Below are 18,569 nucleotides of genomic sequence, written 5' to 3'. Positions count from 1 at the left end.
GGTTCGAGGGGTGGGGTTCAGTACGCGCCCTCGGGCGCGATCACCGCCCGTATCGTACGCCACAGGATGACCAGATCGCCGGTCGAGGACCAGTTCTCGACGTAGTACAGGTCCAGTCGCACGCTGTCGTCCCAGGAGAGGTCGGAACGGCCGCTCACCTGCCAGAGGCCGGTGATGCCGGGCTTGACGAGGAAGCGCCGGCGCACGCTGTCGTCGTAGCGCTCCACCTCGGTGAGAAGCGGCGGACGCGGGCCGACCAGAGACATCTCGCCGCGGAACACGTTGATCAGCTGGGGCAGTTCGTCGATGCTGTACCGGCGCAGCCAGCGGCCGATCGAGGTGATCCGCGGGTCGGACTTCATCTTGAACAGCACGCCGTTGCCCTCGGAACGGTCCAGCAGACCGTCGAGGCGATCCTCTGCGTCGACGACCATGCTGCGGAACTTCAGCATCTTGAAGGTCTTGCCCTGCAGGCCGACGCGCTCCTGGCGGAAGAACGCCTTCCCGCCGTCGCGACGGATGAGCAGCGAGACGACGAGGAAGAACGGCGCGAGCAGCACCAGGCCGAGCGAGGAGAGCAGGATGTCTGCCGCGCGCTTGCTCACGAACCGGCTGCCCTCGAACGCCGGGAAGTCGACGTAGATGAGCGGGAGGCCCGCCACCGGCCTGGAGTGGATCCGCGGGCCCGCGACATCGGTCAGGGCCGGGGCGACGATCAGGTCGATGCGTCGCGACTCGAGGTTCCAGCCGAGCTCGCGCATCTTGCGCGGGCTGATCTTGTCCGACCCGCTGAAGACGAGGGTGTCAGCCTCGATGCCGTCGAGCCCGGTCATCACGTCGTCGTAGTTCGCGATCACCGGGATGCCGGGGACCAGATCGGCGTCGGTGCCGCGCTCGGTCACCGCGCCGACGACCTGGATGCCCACGGAGGGCTCGTTCATGATCTGCGCGGCGACGTGCACGAGGTTGGAGCGCTCGCCCATCAGCACCGCACGCTGCACGAAGGCTCCCTTCGCGCGCTGTCGATGCAGCCAGGAGCGCCAGGCCCACCGGCCGGCGATCAGCAGCACCATGCCGACCGGCAGCGCCACGAGCAGATAGCCGCGCGAGATCGGGAGCTTGAACGCGAACGCGATGATCGCCAGCACGCCGAACACGCGCAGCGTGGAATCCGCGACGCGCTTGTACTCGGTCGAGCCGTTTCCGATCACCTTGTGATCGCGTGACGCATAGATGCTCAGGGCTGCGAGCCACGCGAGCGCGATCGCGATCGAGATCATCGTGTAGGTGACGTCCAGGCGCTCGGTCGGCATCGCACTGTCGCCGAAGTCACCGAATCGCACCTGCGTCGCCGCGAACACCGAGGCGAAGACGATCACCGCATCCGTGATGCGCAGGCGGGTCGCGTACGCGCGCCGCCAGTCGTGGGCGGACCGCACGCTCGAGGCGGCGGTGGTCGATGCGGTCTCAACCTGTCGTGTTCTGCTGTGCCGTCGCTGCTCAGGACGCGTCCCCCTGCGTCCTGCGCGCACTCCGTAGTCGACCACTAGTGCGAACCTCCCAATGGTTCTCCCCAACAGCGCATGCGGATCTCACGCGGACGCCGTCTCCCAATGGCGTGCCCGCGCGGTGTCAATCCGCGGCGCTCGTGACCCTCGCATCCTACCAGCGTTGAGAATTCGCGCACCGGCGAATATCACCCCGATGAGATGAGCCGGTCGCAGGCTGAGACTCTGCGGTCCCCTCCGTCAGAACGCCGTCCAGCGCCCCGGCGGCCAGAGGATCACCACGGCGCGGCCCACCAGCTGATCGCGCTTCGCCCAGCGCCAGCACGCGCTCTCGGCATCCTGCGTACGGCACCGCACGGCGGAGTCGGCGGAGTTCGACCGATGGTCGCCGAGCATCAGGTAACTGTCCTCGGGGACCACCACCGCGTCGAAGCATCGCGCGGATCTGGGCGTGGTGGTGCAGTCGTTCTCGCCCGGCGTGAACGGCAGATCCTCGTACACGTACGGCTCGTCGACGGGCTCGCCGTCCACCAGGATGCGGCCGTCGGCCGAGCAGCACTCGACCTTCTGTCCCGGCGTGCCGATCACCCGCTTGACCAGCGTGTGCGGCCCTGAGGGACCGAATCCGGTGACCTCGCCGATCCAGCGCAGCACGGCCTTCGGCAGCGGTTCCGCCGGACGCGGGGAGAGATCCCATTCCGGGCCGGCATCGAAGACGACGATGTCGCCGACCTGCGGCTCCGCGGCGACGTAGGCGAGGCGGTTCACCAGCACACGATCGCCGATCTGCAGCGTCTGCTCCATCGATCCCGAGGGGATCACATAGGGCTTCGCGACGAACGACAGGATCAGCCCCATCACGGTGAACGCGAGGATCAGGTGGAACCAGGCGCTGCGGGTGACCCGGCGCAGTCGTGACTCGCGTCTGGATGCCTCGGCCTCGCCGGTCATGCGATCGGCTCGTGACGCACGGACGACTCGTGCCGCGCCGGCACGAGTGCCGCGCGCATCACCCGCTCGACCTCGGCGAGCGCGGGGTCGAGTTGTGCGGCGGATGCCTCGTACGCCGCCATCCCCTGGCGGAACGGATCGAGCACGTCCTCATCGACGGGCATCCCGCGGTGCTGCGCGACGGCCATGATCACCGCGCCGAGCCGTGCCCGGGGATCCTCGCCGGCGGTGGCGGCGATCGACGCGATCTGCTCGTCCGAGAGAGAGCCGGCGATCCGGGCGAACTCCCGCACCGAGAAGATGCGGTGCATGCGGCCGGGCAGCAGCTGCACCGTGTAGCTGCGGTGCTCCTGGGTCATCGTGAGCACCAGGTCGGACTCGAGGATGAGCGGCTCGCGCAGGTACCGCGCGCGGTGCGCCGCGACGTCGACGGCGCGGGCGCTGCGCGCGAGTGCCACCTGCTGGGCCTCGAGGGGCATCCCGTGGCCGACGAGGGCGTACGTGCCGGCGCTGTGCACGCGCACTCCGAGGTCGGACAGCCGGGTGCTCAGCAGCACCTCGGCCAGAGGGGAACGGCAGATGTTGCCGGTGCAGACGGTGAGGATGGTCGGCGGGCCGGGCGGCATCGTGTCGGCCGCGACGACGGGGCGCGTGCGGGAGCGACGGGAGCGCAGCAGCGGGGGGTGAGGGGCTGCGGCGGGCGCCGGCACGGGCTGAGCGGGCGCGGGCTGAGTCGCAGGCGCGCCGGTGGGGGCGGTCGTGGCCTGCTCAGCGGCACCTAGGGCGTGCGGGGCGGCGGCGTGCGGGGCGTGCATGTCCTGAACCGCTGGCTGACCCNCTAGGGCGTGCGGGGCGGCGGCGTGCGGGGCGTGCATGTCCTGAACCGCTGGCTGACCCGCGGCCCGGGTGACTGCGTCAGCTTCCGCGGCGTGTGCTGCGGCGCGCTCCGCGGCCTGGGCGGCGGCGCGTTCGGCGGCCTCGGCGGCGGCGCGCTCGGCTGCCTGTGCGGCGGCGCGTTCCTCGGCCTCGATCGCGGCGCGTTCGGCGGCGGCTTTCGCTGCGGCCTCTGCCTGTTCCGCGGCGGCACGCTCGCGCATACGACGCAGTTCGCGCCGCGACTGCGGCCGCCGCTCCTCACCCATGGCATCAGCCTAGAGCGCGCGCGGACGATCGCGAACGGTCGATGCCGGGCAGCGGCCGATTCCCGCATCCGGTCCTGGCTTCCATTTGCAGGCGGCGGACAAAACGACGGATGACGGATGAATCCCCGGCGAGTTCGCCGCCGAGTGCAGATCGGTCCGCCGTCTGCAAGGGCGGGAACGGATGCCGGGCCGGCTCCCGGGGCCGGATGCCCGGGTCGACGGCATCCGGCATCCAGCATCCGGCTGCCGTACTCAGCGCCACGCATTCGCGAGTTCCGAGACTCTGCCTTCTGCGTGAGACCGGCCGCAGGAACGTGGGGCCGGAACAGAGGCTTCGCGAGGGTCTCGCCGCGTCGCGGATACCATGTAACCCGTGACCGACCCGACTCTGCCGCTGTCTCCGTACCGCGCGATCGACCGCGCGGACTGGGCGCGGCTCGCGGCCGGACTCGACCAGCCCCTCACCGAGACCGAGGTCGTCGAGCTGCGCGGCATCGGCGACCGGCTCGACCTCACCGAGGTCCGCGAGGTGTACCTGCCGCTGAGCCGGCTGCTCAGCCTGTACGCGACCTCATCGAAGGGACTGGGCGCCGCGACGAGCGCGTTCCTGCAGGAACCGGACTCCACCACGCCCTTCGTGGTCGGCGTCGCCGGCTCGGTGGCGGTCGGCAAGTCGACGATCGCCCGCCTGCTGCGCGAGCTGATGAGCCGCTGGCCCGGCACCCCGCGCGTGGAGCTCGTCACCACCGACGGATTCCTCTACCCCAACGCAGAGCTCGAGCGACGCGGTCTGATGGACCGCAAGGGGTTCCCGGAGTCCTACGACCGGCGCGCGCTGCTGTCCTTCCTGACCGAGGTGAAGAGCGGTGCGGCCGAGGTGCGCGCCCCGTTCTACTCGCACATGCGCTACGACATCATCCCGGATGCCACGGTCGTGGTGCGCCGTCCCGACGTCGTGATCGTCGAAGGGCTCAACGTGCTGCAGCCGCCGCCTGCCCCGAACGACGTCGCCGTCAGCGACCTCTTCGACTTCTCGATCTACGTCGACGCCGATCCCGCGCACATCGCGCAGTGGTACGTCGACCGCTTCCTCGCGCTGCGCAAGGGCGCATTCACCAACCCGTCGTCGTACTTCAACGTGTTCGCCCACCTCACCGACGACGAGGCGGTCACGACGGCGATGGGTTACTGGAACGACATCAACATGCCCAACCTGCTCGAGAACGTGCTGCCCACTCGGCACCGTGCGACCCTCGTGCTGCGCAAGGGCGCCGATCACGCTGTCGAGTCGGTGCAGCTGCGCAAGGTCTGATGCCCCGCGGCATCCTGTTCCGCTCTTGCGCGCTGTCCGCTCTTGCAGCTGGCGGACCGATCTGCGTTCGGCGGCGGACACGCCGGTGATTCATCCGCCATCCGTCGTTCCGTCCGCCGCCTGCAAGCGGATGCGGGGACGGCATCCGTCCCCGGTAACCGTCTCCGGTTTCCTGTCCTTTCTTGCAGGTGGCGGACGGATCTGCGTTCGGCGGCGGACTCGCCGGGGAATGATCCGCCATCCGTCGTTTCGTCCGCCGCCTGCAAGAGGATGCCCGGGAATCTGCGGCGGCATCCTGCACACTATTTGGTACGGAACCCTCGCAAATCCCCGCCCTTACCCTTGAATTCATGTGTGGAATCGTCGGATACGTGGGCCCGCGGCCCAGCCAGGACATCCTGCTCGCCGGGCTCGCCCGTCTCGAGTACCGCGGCTATGACTCCGCCGGAATCGCCGTCATCGATGACGCCGGCGATCTGGGGATGCGCAAGAAGGCCGGCAAGCTCGCCGTGCTGCGCGACTCGCTGGCGGATGCTGCGCTGCCCGACGGCTCGACCGGAATCGGACACACCCGCTGGGCGACCCACGGGGGCCCGACCGACGTCAACGCCCACCCGCACCTCGCCGACGACGGCAAGCTGGCGGTCATCCACAACGGCATCATCGAGAACTTCTCGGCCCTGCGCGCGGAGCTCGCCGATGCCGGCGTGACGTTCCTCAGCGAGACCGACACCGAGGTCGCCGCCGCGCTGCTCGGCCAGGAGTACCGCCGCACCGGCGACCTGGCCACCGCGTTCCAGGCCGTCGTGAACCGCCTGGAAGGCGCGTTCACGCTGCTCGCGATGCACCAGGACCAGCCCGGCCTCGTGGTCGGCGCCCGCCGCAACTCGCCGCTGGTGATCGGCCTGGGCGAGGGGGAGAACTTCCTCGGCTCCGACGTCGCCGCGTTCGTGGAGCACACGCGCAATGCGCTGGCGATCGGGCAGGACCAGATCGTCGCGATCACTCCCTCCGCAGTGACCGTGACCGACTTCGAGGGCAACGCCGTCGAGGCGCAGCCGTTCGAGGTGTCGTGGGACGCCGCCGCCGCCGAGAAGGGCGGCTGGTCCTCGTTCATGGCGAAGGAGGTCGCCGAGCAGCCCGAGGCCGTGGCGAACACCATCCGCGGACGCGTGCAGGAGGGGCAGGTCATCATCCCCGAGCTCGAGGGGCTGGACTCGCTGTTCCTCGGCATCGACCGCGTGATCATCACCGCGTGCGGCACTGCGTCCTACGCGGCGCTGGTCGGCAAGTACGCCATCGAGCAGTGGGCGCGCGTGCCCGTCGACGTCGAGCTCGCGCACGAGTTCCGCTACCGCGACCCCGTGATCGGCGACGATACCCTGGTCATCTCGATCAGCCAGTCCGGCGAGACCATGGACACGCTGATGGCGGTCAAGTACGCGCGCGAGCGCGGCGCCCGCACCCTCTCGGTCTGCAACACGCAGGGGGCGACCATTCCCCGCGAGTCGGACGCGGTCGTCTACACGCACGCCGGCCCCGAGGTCGCGGTCGCGTCGACCAAGGCGTTCTCGGCGCAGATCACCGCGCTGCTGCTGCTCGGACTGCACATGGGCCGGGTGCGCGGCACGCACGTGGATGCCACGGCCGAGGTCGCCGAGCTCCAGTCGCTGCCCGACAAGGTCTCCTGGGTGCTGAAGAACGAGCAGGAGCACGTCTCGCAGCTGGCCGGATGGATGGCCGACACGCGCTCCGTGCTGTTCCTGGGGCGTCACGTGGGCTACCCGATCGCGCTCGAGGGCGCGCTCAAGCTCAAGGAGATCTCCTACATCCACGCCGAGGGCTTCGCCGCCGGTGAGTTGAAGCACGGTCCGATCGCCCTGATCGAGGCGGGCCAGCCGGTGTTCGTGCTCGTGCCCTCGCCGCGGCACTCCGCGCTGATCCACTCCAAGGTCGTCTCGAACATCCAGGAGATCCGCGCACGCGGCGCCCGTGTGATCGTCGTCGCGGAAGAGGGGGATGCCGCAGTGCTGCCCTTCGCGGACGAGGTCATCCGGATCCCGCTCGCAGGCGCCCTGTTCGAGCCCCTCCTCGCGGTGGTGCCGCTGCAGATCTTCGCCATGGCGCTCGCGACGGCGAAGGGTCTCGACGTCGACCAGCCCCGCAACCTGGCGAAGTCCGTCACCGTGGAGTGAAAGCGGGCGGCACCTCTTGCAGGTGGCGGATGGATCTGCGTTCGGCGGCGGACTCGCCGGGGGATGGTCCGCCATCTGCGGATCGGTCCGCCAGGTGCAAGGGCGGGATGTCCCGGGCTCGGTGCCGGATGCCGGGTGCCGGGTGCCCGGGTGCCGGATGCCGGATGCGGGATGCGGGGTGATCCGTCCGATTTGCAGGTGGCGGACGGATCTGCGTTCGGCGGGGGACTCGCCGGGCGATGGTCCGCCGTCTGCGGATCGGTCCGCCAGGTGCAAGGCCGCGCGGGGAGCGAGGTCGGATCACGCGCGCGCCCGAGCAAGCGCGGCCAGGATCGCGGGAAGGACGCGATCCCACTGCTCGATGATCTGCCAGTAGTCGAAGCGCAGCGTCTCGTACCCGAGAGCGGATGCCGCGGCATCCCGCCGCAGATCCTTCTGACGGTTGGTCGCGCCCTCGTGGTTCTCTTCGCCGTCGGCCTCGATGATCAGCCGTCCGTCGATCACGAAATCGACCTTGCCGACACCCGGGATCTCGACTTGTGTCTCCACGCTGATTCCGAGCTGGTGCAGGCGAAGCCTCACGAGCGACTCCAGGCCGCTGTCTGCATCGCGCCGTGCGAAATCCACCAGCCACCGTGCGGATGCCGGAAGGGCGGCGCGGATGCGGGCCCGCTCGCCGGCTCCGATGAGCCTGTTGTGCCAGGCTGACTCGAAGGCGGCGAAGAAGAACTCGTCGCCGTGGCAGTCGTAGGCGTGCACGAGCGCCTGTTCGACGTCGGCGACGCCGAGCAGCATCCGTCCCGGACGGTAGTGCAGAGTGCACTCGCACTTGTCGTGCGTGTGCTTGCGGCCGGCGCGCCCCATCCACACATGGGGCTTCGGCTCGTCGTGCAGCACCCACACTCCGTGGTGCCGGAGGGCCCCAGAGCACGTGAGCGCACCCCCGTGTGCCGCGGCGGCTCTCACCGATGAGGGCGCGGAGGACGTTGCGAACACTCCGGGGCGGATGCGCTCGATCTCGCCGTTGCGCTCAGCGACACCCAATCGGTATCTGGAGAAGCCGAAGGGGGCCAGCTGCTTGCTACGGGCGACACCACCGAAGTGGTCGACGAGCTGTCGGGCCGAGATCATGCTGATGATCCTGGTCGACCTCAGGACGACCGTCGGCGTCGAAAGGCGACGATGTGGACAGGTCTTCGAGAAGTCGCCTTGTGGAGGGCGAGTGGCATCCCTGCGGATGGCGGACGGATCTGCGTTCGGCGGGGGACACGCCGCGGAATCGTCGGCCACCTGCAGATCGGTCCGCCAGGTGCAGACGGCCAGGTGCAGAAAGAAGGTCTTGTTTACATAAGTATGCACTTATATAGTGATGTCGTGCATGAGTTCGAGGTGCTCGCGGATGCCGTCAGGCGGCGCCTGCTCGCGGTGCTCGCCCTGGGTGAGCAGCCGGCCGGCGTGCTGACCGACATCGCGCGCAGCGAGTTCGGCATCTCGCAGCCGGCGGTCTCGCAGCACCTGCGGGTGCTCCGCGAGAACGGCTTCGCGACGGTGCGCGCCGAGGGCACGCGCCGGATCTACGCGCTGGATCGCGCGGGGGTGGATGCTGCATCCCGAGCGCTGGCGCAGCTGACCGATCCGCTCGCGCAGCGCCTGGACGCCCTGCACACCGAGGTCGCGCGGGGCCGCCGCGCATCCGAGAACGAGAACAGGGAGAGGAAGATCTCATGAGCATCACCAGTCCCGTCATCGAGAAGCATCCGTCCGGGTACCGGCTCGTCTACGAGGACGTCTACGCCACCGGCATCCGGGATCTCTGGCAGGCGATCACCGACCGCGACCGGATCGCACGCTGGATGGTCGACCTGACCGGAGACCTGCGCCTGAGCGGCACCTGGTCGGTCGTCGCCGAAGGCGACGCGCCGCCGTGGGCCGCAGGCACCATCACCGCCTGCGAGGCGCCGCGCTCGTTCACCACGACGTGGCATGCGATCGAGGAGGAGCCCACCGAACTCGTCGTCACGCTCGAGGAAGTGGAGGGTGGCACCCGGATGCGCCTCGTGCACACCGGCATCCGTTCGATCTTCTACGGCGCAGGATGGCAGACCTACCTCGAGCGGCTGCAGGCGCACCTCGCCGGGCAGCCGTTCGCGCAGGACTGGGATGCCCGCTTCGCCGAGCTCTCACCGGAATACGAGGAGCGGTTCGGGGCGCTCTGATCCCGACCTTGCAGGTGGCGGATGGTTCTGCGTTCGGCGGTCGATTCGCCGCGGATTCTTCCGCCATCTGAGGATCGGTCCGCCGTCTGCAAGGGCGGATGTCGGCGAGCGGGATGCCCCGGGGCGCTCTGGTTCCGGTGGACCTTGCAGGTGGCGGATGGTTCTGCGTTCGGCGGTCGGTTCGCCGCGGATTCTTCCGCCATCTGCGGATCGGTCCGCCGTCTGCAAGGGCGGATGCCGGCGAGCGGGATGCCTTGGGGCGCTCTGGTTCCGGTGGACCTTGCAGGTGGCGGCAGGATCTGCATCCGGCGGTCGATTCGCCGCGGATTCTTCCGCCATCTGAGGATCGGTCCGCCGTCTGCAAGGGCGGATGCCGGCGAGCGGGGATGCCTTGGGGCGCTCTGGTTCCGGTGGACCTTGCAGGTGGCGGATGGTTCTGCATCCGGCGGTCGAATCGCCGTGGGATCTGCCGCCATCCGCGGAATCCTCCGCCATCCGCAGAGGATCCTGCACCGCGGAGAGACGACCCGCCCCGGTAGGCTGATCCGGTGATCATCGGGACCGGAATCGACCTCGTCGACATCCCGCGGTTCGAGCGCTCCGTCGCCCGGACGCCTCGGCTGCTCGAGCGTCTGTTCACCGCCGCCGAGCAGCAGCTGCACCTGCGCTCGCTGGCGGCGCGCTATGCGGCGAAAGAGGCCCTGATCAAGGCGCTCGGCGGCTCGGACGGCGTGCACTGGACCGAGATCGAGATCGCCTCCGAGCCCTCCGGCAAGCCCTACTTCGTGCTCACCGGGTCGACGTCGGACGTCGTCTCAGAGCGCGGAATCCGCACCCTGCACCTCAGCCTGAGTCACGACGCCGGCCTCGCGATCGCGCAGGTCATCGCCGAGGGCCCGGATGCCGCGGGCTCCGCAGGCCAGGATGCCGGGAATGCCGCCTCCGCGGTCCCCGCACGCGACCACATCGAACCGGACGCCGCCGAAACCCCGTCGTCTCGCCGAGACCCCGCCGCAGCGTCGTCACCCCGCACGGGCGTCGACGGCGAGCCCTGGCGCAGAGCAGAAGAGGACCCCGAATGAGCGTGCCGTTCCGCGAGGCCACGATCGACCTCGACGCGATCTCCGACAACGTGCGGCACCTGCGGCGCCTCACCGGCACCGATGTCATCGGAGTCGTGAAGGCGAACGGCTACGGTCACGGTGCGGTGGGTGTCGCGACCGCGGCGCTCGAGGGCGGGGCGTCGCGCCTCGGCACCGCGACGATCGAGGAGGCGCTCGAGCTGCGCCGCGCCGGTATCAACGCTCCGCTGATGGCGTGGCTGCACCCGGCCGACCGGCGGTTCGACGACGCCGCGGATGCCGGTGTCGAGATCGGCATCTCCTCGATGCAGCAGCTGCAGTCCGCGGCATCCGCACCGGGCACGACCGCCGTGCACCTCAAGCTCGACACAGGACTGAGTCGCAACGGCCTCGCGCCGGCGGAGCGCGAGCGGGCCTTCGCCGAGGCGGCACGGCTGGAGCGGATCGGGCACATCCGCATCGTCGGCATCTTCAGCCATCTGTCCAACGCCTCTGCCGAGGACGACGCGGCCGCCCTGGCCGTGTTCGACACGGCGATCGAGCAGGCGGCGGCCCTCGGCATCCGTCCCGAGATCCGGCATCTCGCGGCCACGGCCGCGGCGATCGACCGGCCGGACGCGCGCCTCGACGCGGTGCGGATAGGCATCGGGCTGTACGGGCTGTCGCCGTTCGCCGACCGCAGCTCGGCGGATCTCGGCCTGCGGCCCGCCATGACGCTGCGTGCCGCGGTCGACGCCGTGCGGCGGGTGCCCGCCGGCACCGGCGTCTCGTACGACTACGCCTACCGCACCGAGCGCGAGACGACGCTCGCGCTGGTGCCGCTCGGCTACGCCGACGGCATCCCGCGGCAGGCATCCGATCGCGGCCCCGTGCAGATCGGCAGGCAGCGGTTCCGCGTCGCCGGGCGCATCGCGATGGACCAGTTCGTCGTCGACGTCGGCGATGCGCAGATCGCGCCGGGCGACGAGGTGATCGTCTTCGGCGACCCGACTCTGGGGCAGCCGTCGGCCACGGACTGGGCGGATGCCGCAGACACGATCAACTACGAGATCGTGACCCGCATCGGGCACCGTGTTCCGCGCCGGGATGTGCGATGAGCGCGCACGAGATGAGCGACCTCGAGGAATTCGCGGGGCGGCGCGAGATCGCGACCTCGGACGAGATGGAGGCGCTCGGGCACCGCATCGGAACGCGCCTCCGAGCGGGCGACGTGCTCGTGCTCACCGGCCCGCTCGGAGCCGGCAAGACGACCTTCACGAGAGGCCTCGCCGAAGGGCTCGGCGTGCGGGGACCCGTGCAGAGCCCGACCTTCGTGATCGCCCGCACGCACCCGTCGCTGGTCGGCGGTGCGCCGCTGGTGCACGTCGACGCCTATCGGCTGGGCTCCGCTGACGAACTGGACGATCTCGACATCGACTTCGTGAATTCGGTCGTCGTGATCGAGTGGGGGCGGCCGATGGCCGCGGCCGTCACGGATGCCTGGTGGGACATCGAGCTCGAGCGTCCGGTCGGCGGCGACGACGGTCTCGCCGACGAGGATCTCGACGCCGACGCCCCGCGCGTCGTCACGATCGCCCGCGTCGAGGCCTGAGCCAGGGCGTCCGCGGCTCGGCTGCTCCGCTGCTCCGCTGCTCCGAGCGCGCGGAGGACCGCCCCCCCCCGATACTCCGGTCTCACTCGTTGCGGGTGTTGGGGCGGCCGCACCCGCATCCGTTGGGACCGGAGCAGAAGAAGGATGCTGCGCACGGCGCGGCCGCGCCCGCAACGAGTGAGACCGGAGCTGTAGGAGGGGCTGCCGCATACGGGCGGGTCTGTCCCCGGGCGGAACGGTCGAATCGGCGCGGCGCGAACAGGCCTCTCGCACCCCGCCCCGACTACGCTGGAGAGCGTGATCCTCGCCGTCGACACCTCGCTGGGCTCGGCCGTCGCCGTCGTCGCAGAAGACGGCGCGACCGTCGCCGACGCCGGCAGCGCCAACCCCCTCGGACATGCCGAGGTCATCGGCGATCTGCTGCTGGGAGTGGTCCGTCCCGGCATCACGCACGTCGTCGCGGGGATGGGCCCCGGTCCGTTCACCGGGCTGCGCATCGGCATCGCCGCCGCACGCACGTTCGCTCTCGGTCGCGGCATCCCGGTGATCCCGGTGCCGAGCCACTACGCCGCCGCGCTCGCACAGGGGCGTGACGACCGCTTCGCGATCGTCACCGACGCGCGCCGCCGCGAGATCGCGGTCAGCATCTTCGAGGGCACGGATGCCGACGGCATCCCGCTCCTGGTGGAGCCGACCCGCCTCGAGCCGCAGGACGCCGTGCTCGACGTCCCCGTCGTCACGGTGACCACGATCGACGCCGCCGCGCTCGCACGGGTCGGCGCGGCCGCGCTCGCCGCGGGGCGCACGCTCGCCGGCGACGAACCGCTGTATCTGCGGCATCCCGACGTCAGCGCTCCCAAGCAGGTGCGGCTGTGATCCGCGCGGCGACGCTCCTCGACCTCGACGGGATCATGGCGCTCGAGAACGCCTCGTTCCCCGACGACGCGTGGAGCGCGGAGAGCATGGCTTCCGAGCTGGGCAGCGAGCACGGCCGCTACTTCGTCGATGAGGAGGACGGCCGCATCGTCGGCTACGGCGGTGTCCGAGCGCTGGTCGGCGCGCCTGACTCGGACATCCAGACCATCGCCCTCGATCCCGCGTTCCGCGGGCAGGGCAGGGGACGGCGGATGCTGCGCCTGCTGCTCGACCAGGCCCGTGAGCGCGGTGCCCGCGAGACGTTCCTCGAGGTGCGCGACGACAACGAGGCGGCGCAGAGGCTGTACCTCTCCGAGGGGTTCATCGAGATCGGCCGCCGCCCGCGGTACTACAAGGGCGGGATCGACGCGATCATCATGAAGACCGGGCTCGCGGGCCGCCCTTCGGCAAGCTCAGGGACCCAGACCGAAGGGATCGCGGATGCCTGAACCCCTGGTGCTCGGCATCGAGACGAGCTGCGACGAGACGGGCATCGGCATCGTCCGCGGCCGCACGCTGCTGTCGAACACGATCGCCTCGAGCATGGACGAGCATGCCCGCTACGGCGGCGTCGTCCCCGAGGTCGCCGCCCGCGCGCATCTGGAGGCGCTGCAGCCGTCGATCGAGGCTGCCCTCGCCGAAGCGCAGGTCACTCTCGAAGACCTCGACGCCGTCGCCGTGACCAGCGGTCCCGGTCTCGCCGGCGCGCTCATGGTGGGCGTCGGTGCGGCGAAGGGCCTGGCGGTCTCGCTGAACAAACCGCTGTACGCGGTGAACCATCTCGTCGGACACATCGCGGCCGACATCCTCACCCCCGACTCCGAGCCCCTGGAGTACCCGACCATCGCCCTGCTCGTCAGCGGAGGGCACACCTCGCTGCTGCACGTGCGCGACCTGACCACCGACGTCGAGCTGCTCGGCGAGACGGTCGACGACGCAGCGGGTGAGGCCTTCGACAAGGTCGCCAGGCTGCTCGGGCTGCCCTATCCCGGCGGGCCGCAGATCGACAAGGCCGCTGCGGACGGAGACCCGACGGCCATCCGGTTCCCGCGCGGCCTTTCGCGGGCATCCGACATGGCGAAGCACCGCTACGACTTCTCGTTCTCGGGACTGAAGACGGCCGTCGCGCGTTGGATCGAGCGCGCGCAGGCCGACGGCCAGGAGATCCCGGTGGCGGATGTCGCGGCGAGCTTCCGCGAGGCCGTCGTCGACGTCCTGGTCACCAAGGCACTGGCCGCCTGTGAGGACCTCGGCGTGCCGCGGCTGCTGCTCGGCGGCGGCGTGATCGCCAACCGGAGGCTGCGCGATGTCACGCTCGAGCGTGCCGAGGCCTCGGGCGTGACGGTGCGCATCCCTCCGCTGAGCCTGTGCACCGACAACGGTGCGATGATCGCCGCGCTCGCCGCAGAGCTGATCGCCTCCGGGCGAGGCCCCTCGACCTTCGCGTTCGGCGCCGACTCCACGCTGCCCGTGACGGAGATCCAGGTGAGCCCGGCATGAGCGATCCGCACGTCGAGGAGCCCAGCCCCGAGGTCGAACGCCCGGAGGGCTCGGCGGCTCTGCCCGGCGCGCGGAAGACCTACAGCAAGCTGCCCACCGGACCGGTGAGCGTCGAGCCCGTGATGACGGGCCCGGATGCCGACACCGGCGGCATCTCGACGGAGTGGGAGCCCTCCGCGGGGGAGCCCTACGCCGAGGACAAGACCAGGCTCGCGCCCTGGGCGCTGTTCGCGGCGATCGTCGCGCTGTGCACGTCGATGTTCGTCGGCTGGGGGATCCCCGTGGCGATCATCGCCGTGATCGCCGCGATCATGTCGATCCGCCGTCCTGTCGAGAACCGCGCCGTCGCGATCTGGGCACTCGTGCTGGGGATCGCGGCCACGGTCTTCAGCGCCGGCTGGCTGATCTGGGCGGTCACGCAGTTCGAGAGGCTGGTCTGAAAGTGCCCGATGGGGACCGCCTCCGCGATCTGCAGCGTCGGGCCTACGGCCCGGGCGGCGGGCTGAGCGCGTCCGAGGCGGACGAGCTCGCGGGGCTGCAGGCGGCGGTGCGGATGCCGGCCGCTGAGCCGTCGCCGGAGGGGCGTCCTTCGTCTCGCTCCGCTCGCTCAGGAGCCGAGGAGGTTCGACCGGCCCCGGATCCTGAGCGGGGAGAAGGTCTTGAGGTGACGGTTCCTGAGCGAGGAGAAGGTCTTGAGGTGCCGGATCCTGAGCGAGGAGCGCAGCGACGAGACGAAGGACCTGCTGCGCCCACGAAGAAACGCGGCCTCCTCCTCGCGGCCGCGGCCCTGGCATCCGCTCTGCTGATCGGTCTCGGCGCCGGCTGGCTGCTGTTCGGCAGGGACTCGGGCCCGCCGATGGATGCGGAGCAGCGGGAGGCCTGGACCGCCCTGGAGGCATCCGGCGACTACGACGCGGGCTCGATCCGCATGCTCGGCGAGAAGTACGGCTTCACGGCCTGGTACGCGACGAAGTCGGGTCTCAAGCTCGAGTGCCTCGTCCTGACGCCGGCCTCGAATGCGGTCAGCTGCGCCCCGCCCCCGGATCCGTCGAAGGAGGACGAGGCAGGGTACTGGGGTCAGCTCAGCGTGCAGGTGCCCGTCGAAGAGGCGGAGGGGTCGATCGTGCAGGCCTACGTCGTCCGGGACTCGCACGACCGGCCGGTCGCCATCATCGACAAGTGGGAGAACACCGGGCCGGATGACTGGACCGCGATGTTCCAGGGCACGGAGCTCGACATCGCCAAGGTCATCGTCGAGCAGAAGGGCGTCGACGGCGCCAGCCTGCAGGTCGTCGGCTATGACGGCGACACCCCGATCTGGCTCACCCAGAGCGAGAAGGCGTGCCTGTACCTCGCGGACACCACGACCGTGATCACCGAGATGTGCGACCTGGATCTCACTCCGGGCACGAAGATGCGCTTCGAGCAGCCGGGCGTCGCCTACGACGTGCGCGCGACGGAGCACGGCCTGGTCGTGACGGTGATCCGCAGCGCGGATCCGGCGCAGCCCGGCCCCGAAGAGCCCGCCATCGACGACACCACAGGCAAGACTGCAGACTGATCACACCCGGTCGGCGAGGATCGCGATCCGCCCGGCCGGCGTGCGGGTGAGGATCAGCGTCGCCTCCTGCGAGCCCTTCAGCGCAAGCTTCTTCCGGAATGCGGCCGGATCGATGTCCATGCCGCGCTTCTTGATCTCGAGCCGGCCGATGTCGTTCGCACGCAGTGCTGCGTTGATCGTCTTCGGGTGCGCCGCCATGGTCTCGCGCACCCGGAACGACTGCACGAACGGGCTGGTGAGAGCCGCATCGCCGGTGAGATACGCGATCTGCTCGTCGAGCATGCCGGCATCCAGCATCCGCGCGGCGTCGCCGATGAGGCGGGCGCGGATGACCGCCCCGTCGGGCTCGTGCAGGAACGCGCCGAGCTCGCGCACCGGCGCGTCGTCAGCATCGGCGGTGGCGGTCAGCTCGTGCATCGCGTCGCCGCGCACGACGAGCGCGGCACGACGGATGCCGTCCCGCGCGAGCGCTCCGCTCCAGAGCACCAGCTCGACGACGCTGCCGTCGGCGCTGACCCACTGCGCCTCGACCTCGTCGGGGATCAGCTCGCGGTCGAGGCCCGGCCCGAGCTTGATCCCGGTGGGCACCCGCGCGGCCAGGTCGAAGCACCAGTCCAGCGCGGGAGACCAGTCGGATGCCGCGACGCGCTGCGTCTCGGAGTGCCCGGCGGTGCGGCGTGCGGGGTCGAGCCAGACGGCGTGGGTGCCGGCCTCCTCGCCCCCTTCGTCTCGTCGTTCAGGATCCGGGGCGTGCTCCTCCGCCGTGCCGTGCGACACCGTAGCCTCGTCTCTGAACGGTGCGAGGTTGTAGGCGGCGATCGCGGCGGTCACCTCATCGGCGTCGACGGCGTGCACGGCGAGGCCTGCGCCGGCGAACGCCAGGGAGTCGCCGCCGATCCCGCATCCGAGATCCGTGACGTGCGTGATGCCGGCCTGCCGCATCCGCACGGCGTGCAGCGTCGCGACGTTCAGTCGCGTCGCCTGCTCGAGTCCGGCCCGGGTGAACAGCATCCGGTCGGCGAACTCGCCGAACTTCGCCTGCGCCTTCGCGCGCAGGTGCGCCTGGCCGACGACGGCCGACACGAGGTCGGGGGAGTGCCCGGCGGCGCGCAGCCGCGACACGGCCTTCGCGACCTCCGCCGCCGACGTGATCGGTCCGACTTCGTCGAGCAGTGCGAGTCCGTCGCGGGTGAGCAGCGCGGTCAGCTCGGTCATCTCCACCCCCTCAGCCTACGTTCCCGGGGAATGTCGCAATGCGCCGCATCTGGGCGCGGAATTGGCACTCGCATTGCGTGAGTGCCAGCCGACCGCCTACACTGGCGTTAGCACTCTCCCCCTGAGAGTGCGAACCAGTCTTCTGATTGTTCAGCCGAGAAAGAGGTAGACCGTGTCGGTTTCCATCAAGCCGCTCGAGGACCGCATCGTCATCAAGCAGGTCGAGGCCGAGCAGACCACCGCGAGTGGCCTGGTCATCCCCGACACCGCCAAGGAGAAGCCCCAGGAGGGCGAGGTCGTGGCCGTGGGCCCCGGCCGCATCGACGACAATGGCAACCGTGTTCCGCTCGACGTCGCCGTCGGCGACCGCGTGCTCTACAGCAAGTACGGCGGCACCGAGGTCAAGTTCGGCGCGGACGAGTTCCTCGTCCTGTCGGCCCGCGACGTGCTCGCGGTCGTCGTCCGCTGACGACGCTTCGACAAGCTCAGCGACCGAAAGGTCCCGAAGGGCCCGGATGCCTGGCATCCGGGCCCTTCGTCGTACCCCCATCCGTCCCCTGCAGCCCCCGCCGATCCCCGATGCCGCCCCTACGGGTCCGCGGGGTCACCCCCGATGCCGGACGCGTCGCGTGCGCCGACACTCTTATCAAGCGCTCCAAGGCGCTGTCACCGATAAGGGGAATCGATCATGGCACTGGATGACAACCTGAACGTTCTCGGGGCTCAGTGGAACGTGGGTCTCGAAAACGTCGGCAACGACAACTCGGACAACTCGGACAATTCCGACAACTCCGACAACTCGACGAACGACTCCAACAACGACCTGCTGTCCAACAACGACACCGATGTCGACGACTCGTTCAACGACAACTCCGACAACTCGGACAACTCCGACAACTCGGACAACTCCGACAACTCGGACAACTCCGACAACTCGACGAACGACTCGTACAACGACAACTCCGTGCACGACTCCGGAAACCAGACGCTGAACGACCACTCGGTCAACGCGGGCATCCGGCAGTACAGCTCCGGATTCAACGACCTGAACCTCGACTTCGGCGGGGCCGGCGGCATGGCGGCGATGGGCCACGGCGGTGATGTCGACATCGACATCGACGCGCGCTCCACGGTCAGCGACCAGTCGGTCAACCAGAACATCACCACGTCGTCGGGCAGCGGCGGCGCGGCGATCGCGGTCGGCGGCGACGCGGACGGCGGCTGGGGCGGACCGGCCTTCTCCGGCGCGGGCGGTGGCGACACCGGCGACGGCGGCGACGGCGGCGACGGAACCGGCGGATCGGGCGGACTGGGCGTCCTGGGCGACGGTGGCGCAGGCGGCGCGGGCACCGGCGGCGCAGGCGGGGCGACCGGCGCCGGC

General features: G+C 70.1%; 18 protein-coding genes and 2 pseudogenes. 15 read left to right on the top strand and 5 right to left on the bottom strand.

Annotated elements, in window-relative coordinates; all coding sequences use genetic code 11:
* Positions 1 to 17 precede the first annotated feature (17 nt).
* From DY023_RS01765 to DY023_RS01755, 3 genes are all read right to left on the bottom strand, one after another.
* Entirely contained in the window at positions 18 to 1,439 is a 1,422-nt protein-coding gene (locus DY023_RS01765) for a sugar transferase (protein WP_116240628.1), read from the bottom strand.
* Positions 1,440 to 1,748: 309 nt separating this feature from the next.
* A complete protein-coding gene (gene lepB, locus DY023_RS01760; protein ID WP_116240627.1) occupies positions 1,749 to 2,459 on the bottom strand; it encodes a signal peptidase I in 711 nt (236 codons plus the stop codon).
* Positions 2,456 to 3,274, bottom strand: a complete 819-nt coding sequence (locus DY023_RS01755; protein WP_281271898.1) for an arsenate reductase/protein-tyrosine-phosphatase family protein — start codon at positions 3,272 to 3,274, stop codon at positions 2,456 to 2,458. The genes lepB and DY023_RS01755 overlap by 4 nt, the downstream gene beginning before the upstream one ends.
* A gap of 54 nt (positions 3,275 to 3,328) precedes the next feature.
* Here DY023_RS01755 and DY023_RS17860 point away from each other — a divergent pair, with 54 nt between their 5' ends.
* The 3 genes from DY023_RS17860 to glmS all read left to right on the top strand — a co-directional run bounded on the left by DY023_RS17860 (position 3,329) and on the right by glmS (position 7,108).
* Complete coding sequence (locus DY023_RS17860) at positions 3,329 to 3,715, top strand: hypothetical protein (RefSeq protein ID WP_181905678.1); 387 nt, start codon at positions 3,329 to 3,331, stop codon at positions 3,713 to 3,715.
* Between the two features lie 259 nt (positions 3,716 to 3,974).
* Positions 3,975 to 4,913 (top strand): type I pantothenate kinase, encoded by a 939-nt coding sequence (gene coaA / locus DY023_RS01745; protein WP_116240626.1) that lies wholly within the window; start codon positions 3,975 to 3,977, stop codon positions 4,911 to 4,913.
* Positions 4,914 to 5,263: 350 nt separating this feature from the next.
* Positions 5,264 to 7,108 carry a glutamine--fructose-6-phosphate transaminase (isomerizing) gene (gene glmS, locus DY023_RS01740; RefSeq protein WP_116240625.1) on the top strand — a complete coding sequence of 615 codons (1,845 nt, stop codon included), beginning with the start codon at positions 5,264 to 5,266 and terminating at the stop codon, positions 7,106 to 7,108.
* 300 nt (positions 7,109 to 7,408) lie between these two features.
* Here the strand turns inward: glmS and DY023_RS01735 are convergent, their stop codons facing one another.
* Positions 7,409 to 8,239 (bottom strand): type IV toxin-antitoxin system AbiEi family antitoxin domain-containing protein, encoded by an 831-nt coding sequence (locus tag DY023_RS01735; protein ID WP_116240624.1) that lies wholly within the window; start codon positions 8,237 to 8,239, stop codon positions 7,409 to 7,411.
* Positions 8,240 to 8,482: 243 nt separating this feature from the next.
* On the opposite strand from DY023_RS01735, the gene DY023_RS01730 reads away from it, so the two are divergent.
* The 10 genes and pseudogenes from DY023_RS01730 (at position 8,483) to DY023_RS01685 (ending at position 15,973) form a co-directional block, all read left to right on the top strand.
* Positions 8,483 to 8,836, top strand: a complete 354-nt coding sequence (locus tag DY023_RS01730) for an ArsR/SmtB family transcription factor (RefSeq protein WP_116240623.1) — start codon at positions 8,483 to 8,485, stop codon at positions 8,834 to 8,836.
* Positions 8,833 to 9,324 carry an SRPBCC family protein gene (locus DY023_RS01725; RefSeq protein WP_116240622.1) on the top strand — a complete coding sequence of 164 codons (492 nt, stop codon included), beginning with the start codon at positions 8,833 to 8,835 and terminating at the stop codon, positions 9,322 to 9,324. Before DY023_RS01730 ends, DY023_RS01725 begins: the two co-directional genes overlap by 4 nt.
* A 548-nt stretch (positions 9,325 to 9,872) precedes the next feature.
* Positions 9,873 to 10,220: pseudogene (locus DY023_RS01720) on the top strand (holo-ACP synthase); the annotation flags it as partial.
* Between the two features lie 182 nt (positions 10,221 to 10,402).
* Positions 10,403 to 11,503, top strand: a complete 1,101-nt coding sequence (gene alr / locus DY023_RS01715) for an alanine racemase (RefSeq protein WP_116240620.1) — start codon at positions 10,403 to 10,405, stop codon at positions 11,501 to 11,503.
* 11 nt (positions 11,504 to 11,514) lie between these two features.
* Entirely contained in the window at positions 11,515 to 11,997 is a 483-nt protein-coding gene (tsaE, locus tag DY023_RS01710) for a tRNA (adenosine(37)-N6)-threonylcarbamoyltransferase complex ATPase subunit type 1 TsaE (RefSeq protein WP_116240696.1), read from the top strand.
* A gap of 297 nt (positions 11,998 to 12,294) precedes the next feature.
* Entirely contained in the window at positions 12,295 to 12,873 is a 579-nt protein-coding gene (gene tsaB, locus DY023_RS01705) for a tRNA (adenosine(37)-N6)-threonylcarbamoyltransferase complex dimerization subunit type 1 TsaB (protein WP_116240619.1), read from the top strand.
* Positions 12,870 to 13,361, top strand: coding sequence for a ribosomal protein S18-alanine N-acetyltransferase (gene rimI, locus DY023_RS01700; protein WP_245958538.1), 492 nt, complete (start codon positions 12,870 to 12,872; stop codon positions 13,359 to 13,361). Before tsaB ends, rimI begins: the two co-directional genes overlap by 4 nt.
* On the top strand, positions 13,354 to 14,412 hold the full coding sequence (gene tsaD / locus DY023_RS01695; protein WP_116240618.1) for a tRNA (adenosine(37)-N6)-threonylcarbamoyltransferase complex transferase subunit TsaD: 1,059 nt from the start codon (positions 13,354 to 13,356) through the stop codon (positions 14,410 to 14,412). The genes rimI and tsaD overlap by 8 nt, the downstream gene beginning before the upstream one ends.
* Complete coding sequence (locus DY023_RS01690; RefSeq protein ID WP_116240617.1) at positions 14,409 to 14,852, top strand: hypothetical protein; 444 nt, start codon at positions 14,409 to 14,411, stop codon at positions 14,850 to 14,852. Before tsaD ends, DY023_RS01690 begins: the two co-directional genes overlap by 4 nt.
* 2 nt (positions 14,853 to 14,854) lie before the next feature.
* Positions 14,855 to 15,973, top strand: coding sequence for a hypothetical protein (locus DY023_RS01685; RefSeq protein ID WP_147303239.1), 1,119 nt, complete (start codon positions 14,855 to 14,857; stop codon positions 15,971 to 15,973).
* Here DY023_RS01685 and DY023_RS01680 read toward each other — a convergent pair whose 3' ends face one another.
* Positions 15,974 to 17,194: a class I SAM-dependent methyltransferase gene (locus DY023_RS01680; RefSeq protein ID WP_116240615.1), complete on the bottom strand. Its 1,221-nt coding sequence runs from the start codon at positions 17,192 to 17,194 to the stop codon at positions 15,974 to 15,976.
* Positions 17,195 to 17,360: 166 nt separating this feature from the next.
* On the opposite strand from DY023_RS01680, the gene groES reads away from it, so the two are divergent.
* Together groES and DY023_RS17855 are read left to right on the top strand one after the other, a co-directional pair.
* On the top strand, positions 17,361 to 17,657 hold the full coding sequence (groES, locus tag DY023_RS01675) for a co-chaperone GroES (protein WP_017203655.1): 297 nt from the start codon (positions 17,361 to 17,363) through the stop codon (positions 17,655 to 17,657).
* Between the two features lie 219 nt (positions 17,658 to 17,876).
* Positions 17,877 to 18,569, top strand: a pseudogene (locus tag DY023_RS17855) (hypothetical protein); the annotation flags it as partial.

The organism is Microbacterium bovistercoris (assembly GCF_003387575.1).
GTDB lineage: Bacteria > Actinomycetota > Actinomycetes > Actinomycetales > Microbacteriaceae > Microbacterium > Microbacterium bovistercoris.
This window is presented reverse-complemented; position numbering and strand designations above follow the sequence as displayed.